Here is a 16,874-nt window from a genome sequence, read left to right on the forward strand (position 1 = left end):
GCCCGTCAAAACGCGCATCGCCAGCCATACCTCACCTCCCCTGCCAGACGGGCGCGCGCTTCTCGGCAAACGCCGCGGAACCTTCGCGGGCATCGGCCGACGTGAAGACATGCTCGGTCAGTTCGGCCTGGCGGCTCCAGATCTCGTCGGCCGGCCAGCCTTGCGACTCGGCGATGACGCGTTTGCTGGCTGCCACGGCCAGGGGCCCGTTGGCGACGATGCGGCGCGCCAGCTCCCGCGCGCCCTGCAGGGCCTCTCCGGGCGCAGTCACCTGGTTGATCAGGCCGTAGCTCAAGGCACGCGTTGCGGGAAACATGTCGCCGGTCAACGCCAGCTCCATCGCCACCCGGCACGGCAACTGCCGCGGCAGGCGGACCAGGCCGCCGGCAGTGGCCGCGAGCCCGCGCTTGACCTCCGGAACGCCGAACTGCGCATTCTCGGCCGCCACCACCAGATCGCAAGCCAGCACCAGCTCGAAGCCGCCCGCCAGCGCATATCCCTCGACCGCCGCGATAAGCGGCTTTTTCGGCGGGCGCATGGTCAGCCCGCCGAATCCTCGCCCTTCTATGCTGGGCCGTTCGCCGCGTAGAAAGCCTTTCAGGTCCATGCCGGCGCAGAACGAACCGCCGGCGCCGGTCAGGATGCCTATGCGCAGGTCCTCGCGGTCATCCAGTTCATCCACGGCTGCGGCGATGGCCCGCGCCACGGCAAGGGTCACCGCATTGCGCGCTTGCGGCCGGTTGATGGTGATCGTCAGGATTCCGTCGCTGCTCTCCAGCAATACCTCGTCGCTTTCCGTCTTGTTCTCGGTCATCGTTATCTCCTCTACACGTCAGCGTGGGGCCATGCGCAAGGCGCCATCCAGACGGATGGTTTCGCCGTTGAGCATGGGGTTGGCAATGATGTGTTCTGCCAGCAGGGCGTATTCCGCGGGCATGCCCAGGCGCGCCGGGTGTGGCACCGAGGCTGACAAGGTCTTGCGGGCATCGTCAGAAACGCGAGCCAGCATGGGCGTATCGAAAATTCCAGGCGCGATGGTGCAGACGCGTATCGCCTTGCTGGCCAGGTCGCGCGCGGCCACGATGGTCATGCCCACCACGCCGGCCTTGGAAGAGGCATAGCCGATCTGGCCGATCTGGCCTTCGTACGCCGCCACCGAAGCGGTCAGGATGCAGACGCCCCGTTCGCCCTCGTCGTCCACCGGGTTGCGCGCCATATGGGCCGCCGCCACGCGCAGGGTGTTGAAAGTGCCGATCAGATTGATGCGGACGATGTCCGTATAGGTTTCCAGCGAGCCGGGATTTCCTTCTTTGTCGATGAGACGTACCGGCCCGCCGCGGCCCGCGCAATGCACCAGCACCCGCAAGGGGCCGAGCGTGGCCGCCAGTTCGCACGCGGCCTGCACGTCGGCCTCCCGGGTGACATCCGTGGGAGCGAACAGCGCCCCAATATCGCGGGCGGCTGCCTCCCCCGCTGAACCAGGCAGATCCGCGATCACCACCTTCATGCCCTGCGCGACCAGGCGTTGCGCCGTCGCCAGGCCCAGCCCGGATGCGCCGCCTGTCACCAGCGCGCTGTTGCCTTCTGTCTTCATGCCAAAGCCCTCAGTGACGAAAAAGGAAATTTCATAGTACATACCAATGAGTATCTGATCAATAAAAACCAAAAAACTGATTTTTTACCTAGGGAAAATGCCTAGAATCAAACTTTATTTACGTCGTTGACCTATCAAAATACCGAATGGTATGTTTACTCCGACAGCCGATTCAGAGTGCCGGAGACCTACCGGCCCGCGGCCTCCGTCAACCGTTGCACCACGCAGTCCCCATTTATGCAGCACGGCGGCCATGGCCGCCGCAGCGCCGGCGCAGACCGGTGTCACAAAAATCAGGAGACAGGCATGAAGCGGATACAACAGTTGTTGCGCATGGCATCGCCCCTGGCGCTGGCGGCCTCGATGGCCTTGTGCGCCCCCGTCGGGGCGGCCCCCGCGCCCATCAAGGTAGGCGTCATCTTCCCGTTGTCGGGCGGCGCGGGTCCGCAAGGCCAGCACGTCACGCAAGCGATTCAGGCCATGGCGGCGGTGATCAATGAAGACGGCGGCGTACTCGGCCGTCCGATCGAGATCGTGTCGCGCGACGACGAATCCACGCCGGCGGTCGGCGTGTCACGCGCCACCGAACTCATCAGCGCCGGCGTGTCGGTCATCATCGAAGGCTGGAACAGCCCGGTGACGTTGGCGATGCAGCCCGTGATCGCCCGCGCCGGCGTGCTGGACATCACCGCAATCTCCAAGGCAGACCCCATTCTTTCCGGCGAAGGCAATCCGCTGGCGATCCGGCTGAACAGCTCGAACGCACAGGACGGCACGGTCATCGCCGAATACATCGCCAAGACCGCCGGCGCCAAGCGCGTCGCCTTTCTTACCGAGAACGACGCCTACGGCAACGGTGCGCAGGAATCCATCGAGAAGGCGCTGAAGGCTCTCGGGCACACCTATGAAAAAGTGGCCGAGGAGAAATTCCCCTTCACCCAAGCCGACTTCCGCGTCGCCATGACCAACGTGCGCGCCGCCAAGCCAGACGTCACCGTCGCCATCAACGCCAACGAAGGCCTGGGCATGCCCGCCATCATCCGCCAGGCCCGCCAATCACGCCTGCCGGGCCAACTGGTGAGCGCGGTCGGCACCGTGGCCCCCAGCGTCATCAACGTAGCGGGCGATGCCTCGGACGGCCTGATAGGCGCGGACATCTACTTCCCCGACGTCGAGCCCTTCGCCTCGAACAGCGCCAACAAGCGCTTCGTCGCCAAGACGCAGGAGATGTTCAAGTACACGCCGGACAAGTTCATGGCGCTGGGCGCGACCTCGCTGCAGGTTTGGGCCCAGGCGGTCAACGAGCTCAAAACGCTCGATCGCGAACCTGTGGCCAAGCGCATACGCGGCGGCAGTTTCAAGGGCACGCTCATGGGCGACGTCACGTTCGAGCCCAACGGCCAGCTGCAGTCGCACTATTACCTGTTCACGGTCAAAGACCGAAAGATCGTGGTCAAGCCATGACTGCCGCCTTGCGCGTGGACAGCCTGGCCGTGCGCTACGGCGCGCTGGTCGCCCTGGAAGACGTCAGCTGGGAAGTCAGCGCCGGCGAATTGCTGGGCATCATCGGCCCCAACGGCGCCGGCAAGAGCTCGTGCTACGACGCCGTGTCTGCGCTGGTCCCCCGCGGCGGCAGCGTGCATCTGCGCGGGCGCAACATCAGCGCCGTGCCGGCCCACGGGCTGGCGCGGCTGGGCATCAAACGCGCGTTCCAGCAAAACGCCTTCTTTGACCAGTTGAGCGTGCGCGACAACATGGTGGCGGCGTTGGGCGGCACGGCCGGCCTCGGCGCCTGCATCCTGCGCCCGCTGACGGCGGGCCGGCAGGCGCAGGCCCTGCGCGACCAGGCCGCCAAGCGCCTGGAGCGCTTCGGCCTGCCGCCCGATTGCCACGATCTGAAGCCGCATGAAATCTCGTACGGCATGCAGCGCATGCTGTCCATCGCGCTGGCCTACGGCTCGGGCGCCGACGTGCTGCTGCTGGATGAACCCGCCGCGGGGCTGGGCGGCGCCGACATGGCAGCCCTGACCTCGCTGTTGCGCTCGCTCAAGGCCGAAGGCGTGGCCGTGGTGGTGATCGAGCATCACATGGACCTCATCATGTCAGTCGCCGACCGCATCTGCGTCCTCAACCTCGGCAAGACTTTGGCCTGCGGCACGCCGGCAGAGATCCAGCGCGACCCGCGCGTGCTCCAGGCCTATCTCGGAGGCGATTCATGATGTCCACGCCACACGTACTCAGCGCGCGGCGTCTCGATGTCGCCTATGCCGGCAATCGCGTGCTCCAGCTTGACCAGCTGGACCTGCGGGCCGGAGAGATCGTCGGGGTGATAGGCGCCAATGGAGCAGGCAAGTCGACGCTGGTCAACGCCCTGCTGGGCTGGTCGCGCGGTCAGCCCGCGGTCAGCGGCGAGGTCCAGCTTTCGGGACGGCCCATCGACGGCCTGCCGACACATGAGCGCGTACGCGCGGGACTGTTGCTGGTGCCGGAGTCTCGCCTGGTTTTTTCACGCATGACGGTGGAAGAGAATCTCGCCCCCGCCATCACGCCCGCCGAGGACTCGTCGCGCCGCTATTACAAGCGCGACGATGTCTACGATCTATTCCCCCGTCTGCGCGAACGCCGCCTGCACCTGGGCGGTCAGCTCTCCGGCGGCGAGCGGCAGATGCTGGGCATCGGCCGCTCGCTCATGATGGGGCCGCGCGCCCTGCTGCTGGATGAACCTTCCATCGGACTCGCGCCCATGCTGGTGACGCAAGTGCTGCAAAGCCTGCGCTCGCTCGCCAGCGCCGGCCTGGCCATCCTGCTGGTGGAACAGAACGTACGCGCCGCCTTGCAGGTGGTCGATCGTCTGCTGCTGCTCGAGCGCGGCCGGCTGGTGCTGCAAGGCCCCGCAGCAGAGGTCGGCGCGGATCCACGCATCGCGCAAGCCTATCTGGGAGCACATACGACATGAGCCTGCTGCAACAGTTGATAAATGGCCTGGTGCTGGGCCATGCCTACGCGCTGATCGCCATCGGCTGGACCTTGTTGCTGGGCGTTGCCCGGCTGGTCAACTTCGGCCACGGCCAGATGTACATGCTGGGCGCCTTCGTCACCTGGTGGGCGACCACCACCGCCGGCCTGCCCTATCTGCTGGCCTTGCCGCTGGCCATGGCGGCCGGCGCGCTGATCGGCATCATCATGCAGCGCATCATGCTGCGTGCCACGTTCGAACAGAACCTGGTGTCGATCATGATCATGACGCTCGGCTTTGGCTATGTCATGCACGGCGCAGCGTCGTTGGCCTTCGGCTCGACAGGACAAATTCTGGATACCGCCTGGTCGCAACGCGATATCGAGATCGGCGACCTGTGGCTGACCTGGCAGGATGCCGCCATCGTCGCCGCCGCCATCCTGCTGTTCCTGCTGCTCAAGCGCGTGCTCGACGGCAGCCGCGCCGGAAGGCTGGTGCGCATGGTGGCCGAGGATCCCAAGCTGGCCCAACTGGCGGGTATCAACGTACGGCAGGTCTACTACGGCGTGTTCGCCTTCGAAGGCGCGGCGGTCGCCCTGGCCGCCGGGCTGGTGGCCCCGCGCACGCCGATCCTGACCTCCATGGGTTTCGAAGAGGTCATCATCACTTTCGTCGTGGTCGTGCTGGGAGGCATCGGCAGCGTGACCGGCAGTTACGTCGCGGGTGTCGCACTGGGCGTCTTTACCGCGCTGTTCAGCGCCCTGGTGTCGCCCGCATACGCAACCGCCGCGGCCTTCGTCGTACTGATTGGCGTGCTGGTGCTGCGCCCTGGCGGCCTGACCGCCGGCTCGATGAAAGGAGTCCATTGATGGCCACGCTTTCCGCCTCGCGTCTCGCGCTGCTGCCGGGCGCCGTCATCGTATTCTTCCTGCCTTCCTGGCTGGGCGGCAGCCAGGCTCTCTACAGCGCCGCCGTGCTGATCGCCATCATGGCCGTCATGGCCTACGGGCTGGATGTCATCGTCTCGGACCTGGGCGAGGTGAGCCTGGGACATACTGTCTTCTTCGCCGCGGGAGCTTATGTGACGGCGTTGCTGGCTACCCGCTCCGGCGCTAGCGCCTGGTTGACGCTGGCCGCGTCGATTGCGGTCGCCCTGGGATTGGCGGCAGTAATCGGATTGGCCACCCTGCGTTTGCGCGAGTTCGTCTTTTCGCTGGTGACGTACGCGGTCGCCGTGGTCGCCATGACCCTGGCAGCCAACTGGGCCTTCCTGGGCGGCTCGGATGGCATCCGCGGCCTGCCCACGCTGGACTTGTCCATCGGCGGCTGGACGCTCAGTGCCGGCAATGACCAGACGCTCTGGCCCTATGCGTTCACGCTGCTGGCGATCACGCTCTACCTGGTGGACCGCTTCCGCCACTCGCGCCTGGGCCAGGCGGCGCTGATGGTGCACCTGAATCCCCGCCTGGCCACCATGAACGGCATCGATCCGCTCAGGGTGCGCCTGCAGGTCTTCCTGTTCTCGGCGCCCATCACGGCCTGCGCGGGCTGGCTGTATGCCTATCAGCGCGCCTACGTCAGCGCCGACATCCTTGAAACCTACTTCCTCATCCTGATGCTGACCGCCGTCGTACTGGTCGGCCGCCGCCAGTTGCTCGGGCCGCTACTGGCCACCGCGTTGATCCTGATCCAGGAAAAGTTTTTCTCGTTCGGAGGCTATGTCGACAAAATCGTGCTCGGCAGCCTGCTGATCCTTGTTCTGGCTTTCTTTCCGCAAGGGCTGATGGGCCTGCTGGCGACACGTCGCAAGCGTCCCAAGGCCATGGCGACCACACTGGAGAACTCGAAGTGACTGTTATCTGGAATCCCACACTGGACGATACCGCCACCCGCTGGCAGGCCCTGGCCCATAAGCTGGGCTCCGAGCGCTTCGCGCCGCTCGCCCCCGAACTGGACCGTGAACAACGCTATCCCTGGGAGACCATCGCCGCCCTGGTGGAAAACAAGTTCACCGGCCTGTTCCTACCCACGCAATGGGGCGGCCAGGGCGCCAACCTGGTCGCCACCGTGGCGGCGGTCGAAGCCCTGGGCACGCACTGCGCTTCGACCGCCGCCATCATGTGCGCCTATCAGTTGGGCGCGTTCCCCCTGCTGCTGGCCGGCACGGACGAGCAGAAATCCTTCTATCTGCGCGAAATGGCCGAGGGCCGCGCCACCAGCTTTGCGCTTTCCGAGCGCATCGCCGGTTCGGATGCCGCGGCCATCGAGGCCACGGCCGTGCGCGAAGGCGGCGGCTGGCGCCTGCGCGGGGAGAAATACTGGATCGGCAATGGCGGCGCGTCTCGTTACTACGTGGTCTTTGCCAAGACCGACCCGGCGGCAGGAGGACGCGGCATCAGCGCCTTCATGGTCGACAAGGAGCAGCCGGGCGCGGTCATTGACGAACTCTCCGACAAGATGGGCATCCGCGGCACCCAGACCTCGAACCTGAAACTCGACCTGGTCGTGCCTGAAAGCGCCCAGGTCGGTGAACTCAACCGCGCGCTGCGCCTGGCGTTGCAGACGTTGAATGTCGGCCGCATCATGGTCGCCGCCCAGTCCCTTGGCGTGGCGCTGGCTAGCTACCGCGAGGCCGCCGCCCGCGCCGTGGCGCGCCGGACTTTTGGCCAACCCATCGGGGACAACCAGGCCATCGGCTTTCGCCTTGCCGACATGGCCACGGAAATCTCGGCTGCCCGCATGATGCTGTACCAGGCTGCCCAAGCCTATGACCGCCAGGAAGACGTCTCCAACCTGGGCGCCATGACCAAGCTGTTCGCCTCGGAGGTTTCGCACCGGGTAGTGGACAATACCGTTCAGATCTGGGGCGGGCTGGGCTACTGCAAGCCTACGGTGGCCGAGCGGCTGTACCGCGACCAGCGCATACTCGAGATCTATGAGGGCTCTTCCGAAATCCAGCGGCTGGTCTTGTCGCGCGCGGTACGCAAGGAGGCGGAAGAGCTGGCTATTTGACCCGATTCCGAAAAGAGGTAGCAATGGTGAGTGCACAACAGAACCCGGCAGAAGTGGGCGGCGGCGAGTCGCGCGAGGAAATCCTGCAGGCGGCCGCGGAACTCTTCATGGAGTTCGGCTATGCGGCCACTTCCATCGACGCGGTCGCCCAACGCCTGGGCGCCACCAAGGGCCGCATCTATCACCACTACCGGAGCAAGGCCGACCTGTTCTTCGACGTGCAGGTGGCGGCAATGACCCGGCTGACGGACGAGATCGACCCCATCGCCCGCGGCGGCGGCAAGGCGGTCGAACGCCTGTCGGCCATGGCGCTGCGCCATACCCAGATCCTGCTCAAGGAATTGCCGATGCAGAAGGTGGCGGTGCAGGGGCTGGAGCGTCACCTGCTCGAGGCGTCCGCGGCCGCCAAGCGGCTGCGGTCCGTGGTGAAGATGCGCGATGACTACGAGCAGATGTTCGTCGAGGTGATCGATGACGGCATCCGCGAACGTGACTTCGTGGACCTTCCCGCCAGGATGTTGAGCAAACCCTTCTTTGGCGCGCTGAACTGGGCCACCGTGTGGTACAGCCAGCGGCGTCTGCAGAGCGACGCGGCGATAGACGATATCGCGCACACCCTCGCGGCCTATGCGCTGCGGGGGCTACTCAAGGACTCCAACAATGAAGCAGCAAGAGCAACTCCCCTATTCCAGTACCATCTGGGATGAGGTCGAAACCTGGTCGCGCGACCGCATCGAGACCTTCCAGCTCGAAGCCTTGCGCCGGCAGTTGCGGCGCGTCGCGGATACCAGCGAGCACTACCGCAAGGTGTTCGCGGACGCGGGCTTCGTTCCAGAAGACCTCAAGACCCTGGCAGACCTGAGACGCCTGCCTTTCACCCACAAGCGCGACTATCTCGAAGGCCTGCGCGCCGCGCCGCCCTTCGGCACGCTGGCCGCGGTCCAGCCCGGCGAGGCCGTGCGGGTGCACTTTTCCTCCGGCACCACGGCGCAGCCCGCTCCCGTGCTCTGGACCCAGCATGACGTGGACCGCTGGGCCGAGCTGTACGCACGCTATCTCTACGGCCAGGGGCTGCGCCGCGGCGATGTCTTCCAATGCATGTTCAATTACGCCTGGTTCGTCGGCGGCCTGGGCGCCACCCTGGCCGCGCAGCGGGTCGGCGCGCTGGTGATTCCGGGCTCCTCCGGCGACACGCAACGCCAGGTGGAAACCATCTTCCAGTACGGCACGGACTGCGTCATCGGCACCCCGTCCTTCATGGCCCACATGGCCGAGACCGCCCAATCCATGGGACGCGACCTGCGCGAATCCCGCGTGCGCATGGTCTGCGTCGGCGGCGAGCCCGGCGCCAGCGTGGCCGGCACGCGCGAACGCATCGAGCGCCTGTGGGGCGCCAAGATGTTCGACTGCTACGGCGCCCTGGAATGCCAACCCATAGGCTGGGATACCGCCGCGCAGCTCGGCCCCACGTTGGCCGAGGATTTCATCTACGTCGAAATCCTGCACCCCGACACGCATGAGCCGGTGGCCGACGGCGAACGCGGCGTGCTGGTGCTCACCCATCTGGACAAGCAGGCCTGCCCGCTGGTGCGCTGGTGGACTGGCGACATCGTGGTGCGCGACAGCCGCCTGGGCCCCGATGGCCGCACCCATGCCCGCCTGCCTGGCGGCGTGCTCGGCCGTGCCGATGACATGCTGATCGTGCGCGGCGTGAATCTGTTCCCGTCCGCCATCGAAGACGTGGTCCGTGGCTTTGCCGGCGTCAGCAATGAATACGTGATCATCATCGACGACAGCGTCAAGGATCCGAGCACGGGCTTCCTGACCGGCGTGAAGCTGCGCGTCGAACGCGAACCCGGCGCCAGCGCCGACCTTGGCGAAAGGCTGTCGCAACTGCTGCGCGATCGCCTGCAGGTGCGCTTTCACGTGGAAGTGGTGGAAAACGGCACTCTGCCGCGCACCGTCCACAAAGCCAAGCGGGTGATCCATGCCTGAGGCCGACACTCCACGCCCCCTTGCCGGCAAGCGCGTCATCGAGCTGTCGCAGTTCATCGCCGGCCCTACCGCCGCGCAGTACCTGGCGGATTTCGGCGCCGACGTGGTCAAGGTGGAGCCGCCGCGCGGCGATGGCGTGCGTACCTTGCCGGGAAATAGCTTCGGCAGCTTCTACGCTCGCAGCTTCAACACCGGCAAGCGGAGCCAGGTGCTGGACCTGGCCGCGCCGGACGGACGAGAAGCACTGGAGACGCTGCTGGCGCAGGCCGACGCCTTCATCTGCAATCTGGCCCCGGGATCGCTCGCCCGTCTGGACCTGCAAGGCCCGGCGTTATGCGCACGCCATCCCCGCCTGACCGTCGTGCTCATCTCCGGCTATGGACAGCAGGACGACCGCATCTGCATGGACACCATCGCGCAATGCGAATCCGGCTTCGCCCTCTTGAACGGCGACGAGGATGGCTCGCCGCGCCTGACCACGAGCTGGCCCGTGGACATGTTCAGCGGCATGTACGCGGGACTGTCCTGCGCGATGGCGATGCTCGAAGGCCGCGGGCGCTTGATCGATCTCTCCATGATGGAGGTGGCGTCCGCAATGCTGCTGGGGCCGGCGGCGCTGGCGCTAAGCGAAGGCGAAACACTGGATCCGCCCATGGGCAACCGCGACCGCGCGTCGGCGCCTTCCAGCATATATCGCTGCGCAGACGGCCATGTCTACATCCTGGGCGGGCTGGACAGCTATTGGGCGCGCCTGCGCCCGCTGATCGGCGCGGACGATGCACCCATCAAGGAACGCATCCGCCGCGCGGCGCACTTCGACGCCCAGGTGGAAGCCTGGACCCTGCCGCAGACCCGCGAAGCCGTGCTCCGGCAGATGCGGGACATGCAGATCCCGGCCGGCAACGTCCGGGCGCCGGCCGAAGCGCTGACGCTCATCCGCGGCCTGCGGCCTGGGGCCGTATCGCAGGAACTCGCCAACGGCGAACACGTGCCGGCCTTTCCCGCCCTGTTCGACGGTCAACGCATCCCCCGCAGCCCCACGCCGGCCATCGGCGGCGGGCGGCGGCAGGTCTCTTGAATTCCTACTTCCAGGTGAACCTCATGAAATCTGAAACTTGCATGGAATCCACCCAGGTCATGCGGCCCGGCGTTCTGGTCGGCCGCAGCGCACTGGTCACTGGCGCCGGCTCTGGCATCGGTCGTGGCATCGCCCTGCGTTTGCTGGCGCTGGGCATGGACGTGTTCGGGGTGGGACGGCGCGAAGATCCCTTGGCGGAGACCGCCGGAATGGCAGAAAAACTGACCGGCGACTTCAGCTATGCCTGCGCCAACATCCGCGACACCGCCGCCATCGAGGCGCTGATCGCCGAAGTGGGCGAACGCCAGGGCATCGACCTGCTGGTGAATAATGCCGGCGGCCAATTCTTCGCGCCCGCCGCGCAGATCAGCCGCAAAGGTTGGGATGCGGTGATCGACACCAATCTGAACGCCGTGTTTGTCGTAACCAAGGCAGCTTATCCCTTCCTCAAGGCTCGCCAAGGCACGGTGGTGAACATCTCGCTCTCGGGCGTGGACCGCGGCTCCATGGGAATTGCCCATTCCATTGCCGCACGCGCCGGCGTGCTGGGCCTGACTCGGACCCTGGCCCTGGAATGGGCTGCTGACGACATCGCGCTCAATTGCATCGGCCCCGGAGCGGTGATCACGCCAGGATTGGCCGGCGAGGCTGCGCAGGCCATGCTGGACCGCCTGGTCGCCGCCACGCCCATGGGCCGGGCCACATCGATCGAAGAAGTCGCGGAGCTGGTTGCCTTCCTGGCCACGCCGGCTGGCCACCTGATGACGGGCCAGCTGCTCCAGATCGATGGCGCTGCGCATCTGGGCAGTGGCCTGCACATGATGGACGCGCACTGACGCCATCCGGCGCTGCCGATGCGCAAATGCATCGGCAGCGCCGCCCTTCAAAACTTCGGCGCGCGCTTCTCGATGAACGCGGTGACCGCCTCGCGATGTTCAGCAGTCTTGTGGGCCAGCGCCTGATAACTGGCCGACAGCTCCAGCAAGGACGCCAGGCTGCTGTGCTGGCCTTCGCGCAGCAGGCGCTTGGTCATGCGCATGACGCCGCCGGGATTGGCGGCGATCTTTGCGGCCAGGGTCCTGGCGGTCGGCAGCAGGTCCGCCGCCGGCACCACCCGGCTGACCAGGCCCCACGCCAGCGCGTCCTGCGCGCTGATGGCCTCGCCCGTGTAGGCCATTTCGCTGGCGCGGGCCATGCCCACGGCGCGCGGCAGCAGCCAGGCGCCGCCGTCGCCGGGCACGATGCCCACACGCACGAAGCTCTCGGCGAACGTGGCCGTGTCGGCCGCGATGCGGATGTCGCACATGCAGGCGATGTCCAGTCCCGCCCCGATGGCCGGACCGTTGACGGCGCAGATGACGGGCACGTCCAGGCCATGCAGCGCAAGTGGAATGCGCTGGATGCCCTGCCGGTACTCCTCGCAGATGTGCTCGGGGGTCAGCGCATCGTCGAAAAAGCGGCGCATGTCCTTGACGTTGCCGCCCGAGCTGAAGATCGGCCCGGCGGCGGTCAGGATCAGCACCTTCACGCTGGCGTCCTGGCGGATGTCCGCGCATAGCTGCACGATCTCTTCGACGGCGGTGTTGCCGGTCAGCGCATTGCGTGTCTCCGGCTGGTTCATGGTGGCGACGACGATGCCGTCCTCGCGTTCTATCTGCAGAAAAGCCATGCAAGTTTCTCCTGAGAGCCGGGCTTACGCCGGGACGTCGGTAATCGTACGCACCAGGTCCAGCGTCGGCCCCGCATGCGCGAGCAGCGCATCGCCCGCCACGTCATGCCAGTAGGCTTCGCTGCCCGCGGTCTGACGCCAGGCATGCAGGCGGCGCGTGTAGAGTTGCAAATCGTATTCTTCCGTAAAGCCGATCGCGCCATGCACGGCGTGCGCCAGCTCGGACACCACCAGCGCCGCCTCGCTGCAGCGCGCCTTGGCGACCGCCACCCGCAGCCGGTCCGGCGCCACGCCGTCGGCATGGCAGCCAAGCTGCGCCGCCATGCGTGCGGCGCAGACATGCTCGCTCATGACGGCCAGCTGATGCTGGATGGCCTGGAACTTGCCGATGGGCCGGCCGAACTGCTGGCGCTCATTGGCGTATTGCAGGGTGCGCTCCAGCACGCTGCCCAGCGCGCCCGCCATCTGCGGCGCGACCACGCAGGCCTGCATGGTGCGGACGTCGGTAGCCGCGTCCATCGGCGCCAACGGCGCAGCCGCGACCTGGGCCGGGGTCCAGCTCAGGGCGGCGTCCAATGCCAGCGCCTGCGGCTCCCTATGCGCCTGCGCGGCGTCCAGCAGGCGCCAGGCATCGCCCGTCTGCACAAGCACGCTGTCAGCCACCGCGCCGCCGCGCACCAGCGCGCAATGCCAGGCGCCATCCGCCTGTTGCACGCCGCGTGCCAATGCAATGCTGCCAGCAGGCCGCTGCGCCGCCGGCAGCAGCGCGCGCGCGATCATGGTCTCGCCCAGCAACAAGGGCAGCGCATGAGCGCCGCATTGCTCCAGCACGCCGAACACCTGCTCCAGGCTCAGCCCGGAACCGCCCTCTTCCTCGCCGACCAGCGCGTCGGCCAGGCCGGTGTCCTCCAGCTGTTGCCAGAGCCTGCCGGCGGCGTCGCCGCCCGCTTCGATATCGCGCACCGCCTGCGGCGTGCAATGGTCCGCCAGCACCTGGCGCGCGGCATCGGCGTAAAGATCGTTATCGCTCATGTCATGCTCCTTCAGCGCAGGCCCAGGCCGCGCGCGATCATGCCGCGCAGAATCTCGCGGGTGCCGCCCCGCAGGGAAAACGAGGGCGAGGCCTCCGTCACGTACTTCAAGGTCATCAGCAGTTCCACCGGAATGTCCTCGGCCTCGCGCGAGTACAGGTCTTCCGCAATCCAGGCCGGAATCATCTGTTCCAGCGTGGTGCCCAGCTCCTTGACCAGCGCCGCCTCCACGATGGGGCTGGCGCCGCGCGTCAGCTTCTCCTGCACCGACACCGACATGGCCCGCAACGGCGTCAGCTGGCCGAGCACCTTGCCGGCCAGTCGCCGGGACGAGGGCGTGCGATTGGCGGGCAGGCGCGCATAGTCCAGCCATTGATCGAACAGCACGATGCTGGAGTACAGCCGTTCCGGGCCGCTGCGCTCGAACGCCAGTTCGGCCGTGACCTGCTCCCAGCCCTGCCCTTCGTCGCCCACCAGCGCATCGGCGTCCAACTGCACGTTATCGAAGAACACTTCGCAGAAGTGGCTGTCGCCCGACAGGTCCTCGATCGGCCGCACCGTCACGCCGGGCAGGGACAGGTCGACGATCACCTGCGACAGGCCCTTGTGGCGATCCTCCGGCCCGCCCGAGGTGCGCACCAGCGCAATCATGTACTGGCAGTGATGGGCGTTGGTGGTCCAGATCTTCTGGCCGTTGAGCAGCCAGCCGCGGTCGTTCGGCGCCGCGCGCGTGCGCACGCTGGCCAGGTCCGACCCCGAGTTGGGCTCGCTCATGCCTATGCAGAAGAAAGACTCGCCGCGGCAGATGCGGGGAACGTGGAAGCGCTTCTGCGCTTCCGTGCCGTATTTGAGGATGAGCGGCGCGCTCTGCCGGTCTGCGATCCAGTGCGACCCGACCGGCGCGCCGGCATTGAGGAATTCCTCTACCAGCACATAGCGCGCGAAGGCGCTGCGCCCGCCGCCGCCATACTCGCGCGGCAGGGTCAGGCCGATCCAGCCGCGCTCGCCCACGCGCCGGCTGAACGCGGTGTCGTAGCCGCCCCAGGAACGCGCCCGGATATGCGCCGGCATGTCGCGCACCGCTTCTTGCAGGAAGGCGCGCACGGCGGGGCGCAGGGCCTCGTCTTCGGGAGGAATGCGCGTCAGCGGCAACGCCAGTGAATTCAGACTGCTCATCCCAGGACTCCATTGATTCGATGCGTGTGCAGGGTATCCGCGCTCAAGCCCAGCAGGCGGGCCAGGACGGCGTCGGTGTGCTGGCCCAGTTGCGGCGGCGCGTGACGGTAGCTCACCGGCGTATCCGACAGGCGGATGGGGCTGGCGACCAGCGGCACTTCGCCCGCCTGCGGGTGCTGCATGCTCATGCGCAGGCCGCGCGCCTGGACCTGCGGATCCTCGAATACGTCCGCGACGGTGTTGATGGGTCCGCAAGGCACGCCGTGCTGCTCCAGCAGCGCGACCCAGTCGCGCGTGCTGCGGGTGACGGTGATGGCGCGCAAGCCCTCGATCAGTTCCTCACGATGGGCAATCCGCGCCGCATTGCGCGCAAAGCGCTCGTCCTCGGCCCATTGCGGCCGTTCTATGGCGACGCACAGCCGGGCGAATTGCCCATCGTTGCCGACGGCCAGGATCATATGCCCGTCGGCGGTAGGAAAATCCTGATACGGCAGCGTATTCGGATGCGCATTGCCCATGCGGCGCGGCGCCTGCTGGCCGTACAGATAGTTCATCGCCTGATTGCCCAGGCAGGCGACGCCCACGTCAAGCAAAGCCAGATCAATATGCTGGCCGCGCCCGGTGTGCGCACGCGCCTGCAGCGCGGCCAGGATGGCGGTGCTGGCATACAGTCCCGTCAGGATGTCGGTCAACGCCACGCCCACTTTCATGGGACCGCCGCCGGGCATGCCGTCGGGATGCCCCGTGATGCTCATCAAGCCGCCCATGCCCTGGATCAAAAAGTCGTAGCCGGCGCGATGCGCATACGGACCGTCCTGGCCAAAGCCGGTGACCGAGCAATACACCAGCCTGGGGTTCAGCTCGCTCAGCGACGCATAGTCCAGCCCGTATTGCGCAAGGCCCCCGGTCTTGAAGTTCTCGATCAGCACATCGCATTGCCGCGCCAGCTGCCGCACCAGTTCCTGCCCCTCGGGCTTGGTGAAATCGATGCTGATCGACTGCTTGTTGCGGTTGGCGCACATGTAATAAGCGGACTCGCCCGTGGGCTGCCCCGCCGGATCGGTCACGTAGGGCGGCCCCCAGGCGCGCGTATCGTCGCCCGTGCCCGGCCGCTCCACCTTGATCACTTCAGCGCCCAGGTCGCCCAGCGTCTGGGCGGCCCAGGGGCCGGCCAGCACGCGCGACAGATCGAGCACCTTCACATTCTGCAGGGCTTGCGACGTCATGCTCGCCTCTTCCTTCATTGTTGGGGAACGTTCGCCTTCTTGACGATGCGCTGCCACAGCGCGATTTCCTTCTGCTGGAATTCGTGCATCTGCGCAGGACCGCCCGTCATCGGCGTGGCGCCCAGGCGTTCATAGAAGGCGCGGGTTTCGGGCATCTTGGAGATGCGCGTGAACAGCTCGGCCAGGCGCTCGGTCTGTTCGGCCGGCGTCTTGGCGCTGACCATCGCGCCCACCCAGGTATAGGCTTCGAATCCGGGCAGGCCGGCCTCGGTCGCCGTCGGCACATCGGGTGAAGTCCCGACACGCTGGTCCGACGCCACCGCCACCACCTTCACGCGGCCGTCCTTGGCCAGCTCCTGCACCGCTGTCACCTCGGCGAACGTGTAGTCCACCGTACCGCCGGCCACAGCCATGATGGCATCGCCGGCGCCCTTGAACGGCACATGTACCGTCTTCAGACCGGCGCTGTCGTTCAGCAACTCCCCCATCAATTGGTAGCCGGCAGAGCCCGCGCCGAAATTCACCTTGCCGGGATTGGCCTGGGCGTAGGCGATCAGATCCTTCAGGGTGCCGTACGGCGCCTGCGGACTGACTGCCAGCATGGCGGGTGAGCGCATCATCATGGTCAGCGGCGCGAAATCCTTGACGGGATCGTAAGGCAGCGCCTTGAACAGCGCCGCATTGACCGCCAGCGTCGAATTGCTGCCGATGAACACCGTGTAGCCATCCGCCGGCGCCGACAACACGTTCTTCACCGCGATGAAACCATTGGCGCCCGGCTTGTTCTCCACTACTACCGGCTGACCGGTAAGTTCCTGCAGCTGGCGGGCGAAATAGCGGGCCGAGGTATCGGTGCCGCTGCCTGGGCCGAACGGCACCACGAACTTGATCGGGCGGGAGGGGAAGGTCTCGGCGTGCGCGACGGCCTGATGGCCGGCGGCGCCAAGCAAGGCCACGGCCAACATGGCCGTCAGCATCTTTCTGCGGTGTTGCATGGAAGTCTCCTTTGCGTGGATGGCCGGCCGCTCTAGGCGGCGGTCCTGGCCATATGGTCCAGCGGATGACTTTAGGCGTGCTTGACGGGGCTGTCTAATATTAAGAATTTGAGATTTGATATCGAATGAATATCAGGAACCA

At 66.5% G+C, this 16,874-nt stretch carries 17 protein-coding genes; 10 read left to right on the plus strand and 7 right to left on the minus strand.

Annotation, left to right across the window (positions count from 1 at the left end):
• Positions 1-31: 31 nt before the first annotated feature.
• Together IB258_RS15620 and IB258_RS15625 are read right to left on the minus strand one after the other, a co-directional pair.
• Positions 32-814, minus strand: a complete 783-nt coding sequence (locus tag IB258_RS15620) for a crotonase/enoyl-CoA hydratase family protein (protein WP_125471259.1) — start codon at positions 812-814, stop codon at positions 32-34.
• Between the two features lie 18 nt (positions 815-832).
• Positions 833-1,594 (minus strand): SDR family NAD(P)-dependent oxidoreductase, encoded by a 762-nt coding sequence (locus IB258_RS15625; protein WP_175180519.1) that lies wholly within the window; start codon positions 1,592-1,594, stop codon positions 833-835.
• 306 nt (positions 1,595-1,900) lie between these two features.
• On the opposite strand from IB258_RS15625, the gene IB258_RS15630 reads away from it, so the two are divergent.
• From IB258_RS15630 to IB258_RS15675, 10 genes are read left to right on the plus strand one after another with little or no spacing between them, the layout of a single operon-like run.
• On the plus strand, positions 1,901-3,058 hold the full coding sequence (locus tag IB258_RS15630; protein WP_125471261.1) for an ABC transporter substrate-binding protein: 1,158 nt from the start codon (positions 1,901-1,903) through the stop codon (positions 3,056-3,058).
• On the plus strand, positions 3,055-3,813 hold the full coding sequence (locus IB258_RS15635; protein WP_054452162.1) for an ABC transporter ATP-binding protein: 759 nt from the start codon (positions 3,055-3,057) through the stop codon (positions 3,811-3,813). Before IB258_RS15630 ends, IB258_RS15635 begins: the two co-directional genes overlap by 4 nt.
• Positions 3,810-4,550 (plus strand): ABC transporter ATP-binding protein, encoded by a 741-nt coding sequence (locus IB258_RS15640; protein WP_225590391.1) that lies wholly within the window; start codon positions 3,810-3,812, stop codon positions 4,548-4,550. Before IB258_RS15635 ends, IB258_RS15640 begins: the two co-directional genes overlap by 4 nt.
• On the plus strand, positions 4,547-5,419 hold the full coding sequence (locus tag IB258_RS15645; RefSeq protein WP_054452164.1) for a branched-chain amino acid ABC transporter permease: 873 nt from the start codon (positions 4,547-4,549) through the stop codon (positions 5,417-5,419). The genes IB258_RS15640 and IB258_RS15645 overlap by 4 nt, the downstream gene beginning before the upstream one ends.
• Positions 5,419-6,402 (plus strand): branched-chain amino acid ABC transporter permease, encoded by a 984-nt coding sequence (locus IB258_RS15650; protein ID WP_192352837.1) that lies wholly within the window; start codon positions 5,419-5,421, stop codon positions 6,400-6,402. The genes IB258_RS15645 and IB258_RS15650 overlap by 1 nt, the downstream gene beginning before the upstream one ends.
• Entirely contained in the window at positions 6,399-7,562 is a 1,164-nt protein-coding gene (locus IB258_RS15655) for an acyl-CoA dehydrogenase family protein (protein WP_054452166.1), read from the plus strand. The genes IB258_RS15650 and IB258_RS15655 overlap by 4 nt, the downstream gene beginning before the upstream one ends.
• 23 nt (positions 7,563-7,585) lie before the next feature.
• Positions 7,586-8,269, plus strand: a complete 684-nt coding sequence (locus tag IB258_RS15660; protein ID WP_054452167.1) for a TetR/AcrR family transcriptional regulator — start codon at positions 7,586-7,588, stop codon at positions 8,267-8,269.
• Entirely contained in the window at positions 8,223-9,557 is a 1,335-nt protein-coding gene (locus IB258_RS15665; protein WP_192352838.1) for a phenylacetate--CoA ligase family protein, read from the plus strand. The genes IB258_RS15660 and IB258_RS15665 overlap by 47 nt, the downstream gene beginning before the upstream one ends.
• Complete coding sequence (locus tag IB258_RS15670) at positions 9,550-10,635, plus strand: CoA transferase (RefSeq protein ID WP_119450433.1); 1,086 nt, start codon at positions 9,550-9,552, stop codon at positions 10,633-10,635. Before IB258_RS15665 ends, IB258_RS15670 begins: the two co-directional genes overlap by 8 nt.
• Before the next feature lie 23 nt (positions 10,636-10,658).
• Entirely contained in the window at positions 10,659-11,471 is an 813-nt protein-coding gene (locus IB258_RS15675; RefSeq protein WP_082400839.1) for an SDR family NAD(P)-dependent oxidoreductase, read from the plus strand.
• A gap of 47 nt (positions 11,472-11,518) precedes the next feature.
• Here IB258_RS15675 and IB258_RS15680 read toward each other — a convergent pair whose 3' ends face one another.
• From IB258_RS15680 to IB258_RS15700, 5 genes are read right to left on the minus strand one after another with little or no spacing between them, the layout of a single operon-like run.
• A complete protein-coding gene (locus tag IB258_RS15680; RefSeq protein WP_192352839.1) occupies positions 11,519-12,304 on the minus strand; it encodes a crotonase/enoyl-CoA hydratase family protein in 786 nt (261 codons plus the stop codon).
• 24 nt (positions 12,305-12,328) lie between these two features.
• Complete coding sequence (locus IB258_RS15685; RefSeq protein ID WP_192352840.1) at positions 12,329-13,336, minus strand: acyl-CoA dehydrogenase family protein; 1,008 nt, start codon at positions 13,334-13,336, stop codon at positions 12,329-12,331.
• Positions 13,337-13,347: 11 nt separating this feature from the next.
• Positions 13,348-14,511: an acyl-CoA dehydrogenase family protein gene (locus tag IB258_RS15690; RefSeq protein WP_175212688.1), complete on the minus strand. Its 1,164-nt coding sequence runs from the start codon at positions 14,509-14,511 to the stop codon at positions 13,348-13,350.
• A complete protein-coding gene (locus IB258_RS15695) occupies positions 14,508-15,755 on the minus strand; it encodes a CaiB/BaiF CoA-transferase family protein (protein ID WP_192352841.1) in 1,248 nt (415 codons plus the stop codon). The genes IB258_RS15690 and IB258_RS15695 overlap by 4 nt, the downstream gene beginning before the upstream one ends.
• Positions 15,752-16,732, minus strand: a complete 981-nt coding sequence (locus tag IB258_RS15700) for a tripartite tricarboxylate transporter substrate binding protein (protein ID WP_054452179.1) — start codon at positions 16,730-16,732, stop codon at positions 15,752-15,754. The genes IB258_RS15695 and IB258_RS15700 overlap by 4 nt, the downstream gene beginning before the upstream one ends.
• Positions 16,733-16,874 lie beyond the last annotated feature (142 nt).

It is taken from the genome of Achromobacter sp. ACM02, from assembly GCF_014851605.1.
GTDB lineage: Bacteria > Pseudomonadota > Gammaproteobacteria > Burkholderiales > Burkholderiaceae_B > Achromobacter > Achromobacter aegrifaciens.

What these genes read in the sequence shown, in the direction of transcription:
- IB258_RS15620 (WP_125471259.1), bottom strand. Translation starts at nt 814, where the DNA reads ATGACCGAGAACAAGACGGAAAGCGACGAGGTATTGCTGGAGAGCAGC.
- IB258_RS15625 (WP_175180519.1), bottom strand. Translation starts at nt 1,594, where the DNA reads ATGAAGACAGAAGGCAACAGCGCGCTGGTGACAGGCGGCGCATCCGGG.
- IB258_RS15630 (WP_125471261.1), top strand. Translation starts at nt 1,901, where the DNA reads ATGAAGCGGATACAACAGTTGTTGCGCATGGCATCGCCCCTGGCGCTG.
- IB258_RS15635 (WP_054452162.1), top strand. Translation starts at nt 3,055, where the DNA reads ATGACTGCCGCCTTGCGCGTGGACAGCCTGGCCGTGCGCTACGGCGCG.
- IB258_RS15640 (WP_225590391.1), top strand. Translation starts at nt 3,810, where the DNA reads ATGATGTCCACGCCACACGTACTCAGCGCGCGGCGTCTCGATGTCGCC.
- IB258_RS15645 (WP_054452164.1), top strand. Translation starts at nt 4,547, where the DNA reads ATGAGCCTGCTGCAACAGTTGATAAATGGCCTGGTGCTGGGCCATGCC.
- IB258_RS15650 (WP_192352837.1), top strand. Translation starts at nt 5,419, where the DNA reads ATGGCCACGCTTTCCGCCTCGCGTCTCGCGCTGCTGCCGGGCGCCGTC.
- IB258_RS15660 (WP_054452167.1), top strand. Translation starts at nt 7,586, where the DNA reads ATGGTGAGTGCACAACAGAACCCGGCAGAAGTGGGCGGCGGCGAGTCG.
- IB258_RS15665 (WP_192352838.1), top strand. Translation starts at nt 8,223, where the DNA reads ATGAAGCAGCAAGAGCAACTCCCCTATTCCAGTACCATCTGGGATGAG.
- IB258_RS15670 (WP_119450433.1), top strand. Translation starts at nt 9,550, where the DNA reads ATGCCTGAGGCCGACACTCCACGCCCCCTTGCCGGCAAGCGCGTCATC.
- IB258_RS15675 (WP_082400839.1), top strand. Translation starts at nt 10,659, where the DNA reads ATGAAATCTGAAACTTGCATGGAATCCACCCAGGTCATGCGGCCCGGC.
- IB258_RS15680 (WP_192352839.1), bottom strand. Translation starts at nt 12,304, where the DNA reads ATGGCTTTTCTGCAGATAGAACGCGAGGACGGCATCGTCGTCGCCACC.
- IB258_RS15685 (WP_192352840.1), bottom strand. Translation starts at nt 13,336, where the DNA reads ATGAGCGATAACGATCTTTACGCCGATGCCGCGCGCCAGGTGCTGGCG.
- IB258_RS15690 (WP_175212688.1), bottom strand. Translation starts at nt 14,511, where the DNA reads ATGAGCAGTCTGAATTCACTGGCGTTGCCGCTGACGCGCATTCCTCCC.
- IB258_RS15695 (WP_192352841.1), bottom strand. Translation starts at nt 15,755, where the DNA reads ATGAAGGAAGAGGCGAGCATGACGTCGCAAGCCCTGCAGAATGTGAAG.
- IB258_RS15700 (WP_054452179.1), bottom strand. Translation starts at nt 16,732, where the DNA reads ATGCAACACCGCAGAAAGATGCTGACGGCCATGTTGGCCGTGGCCTTG.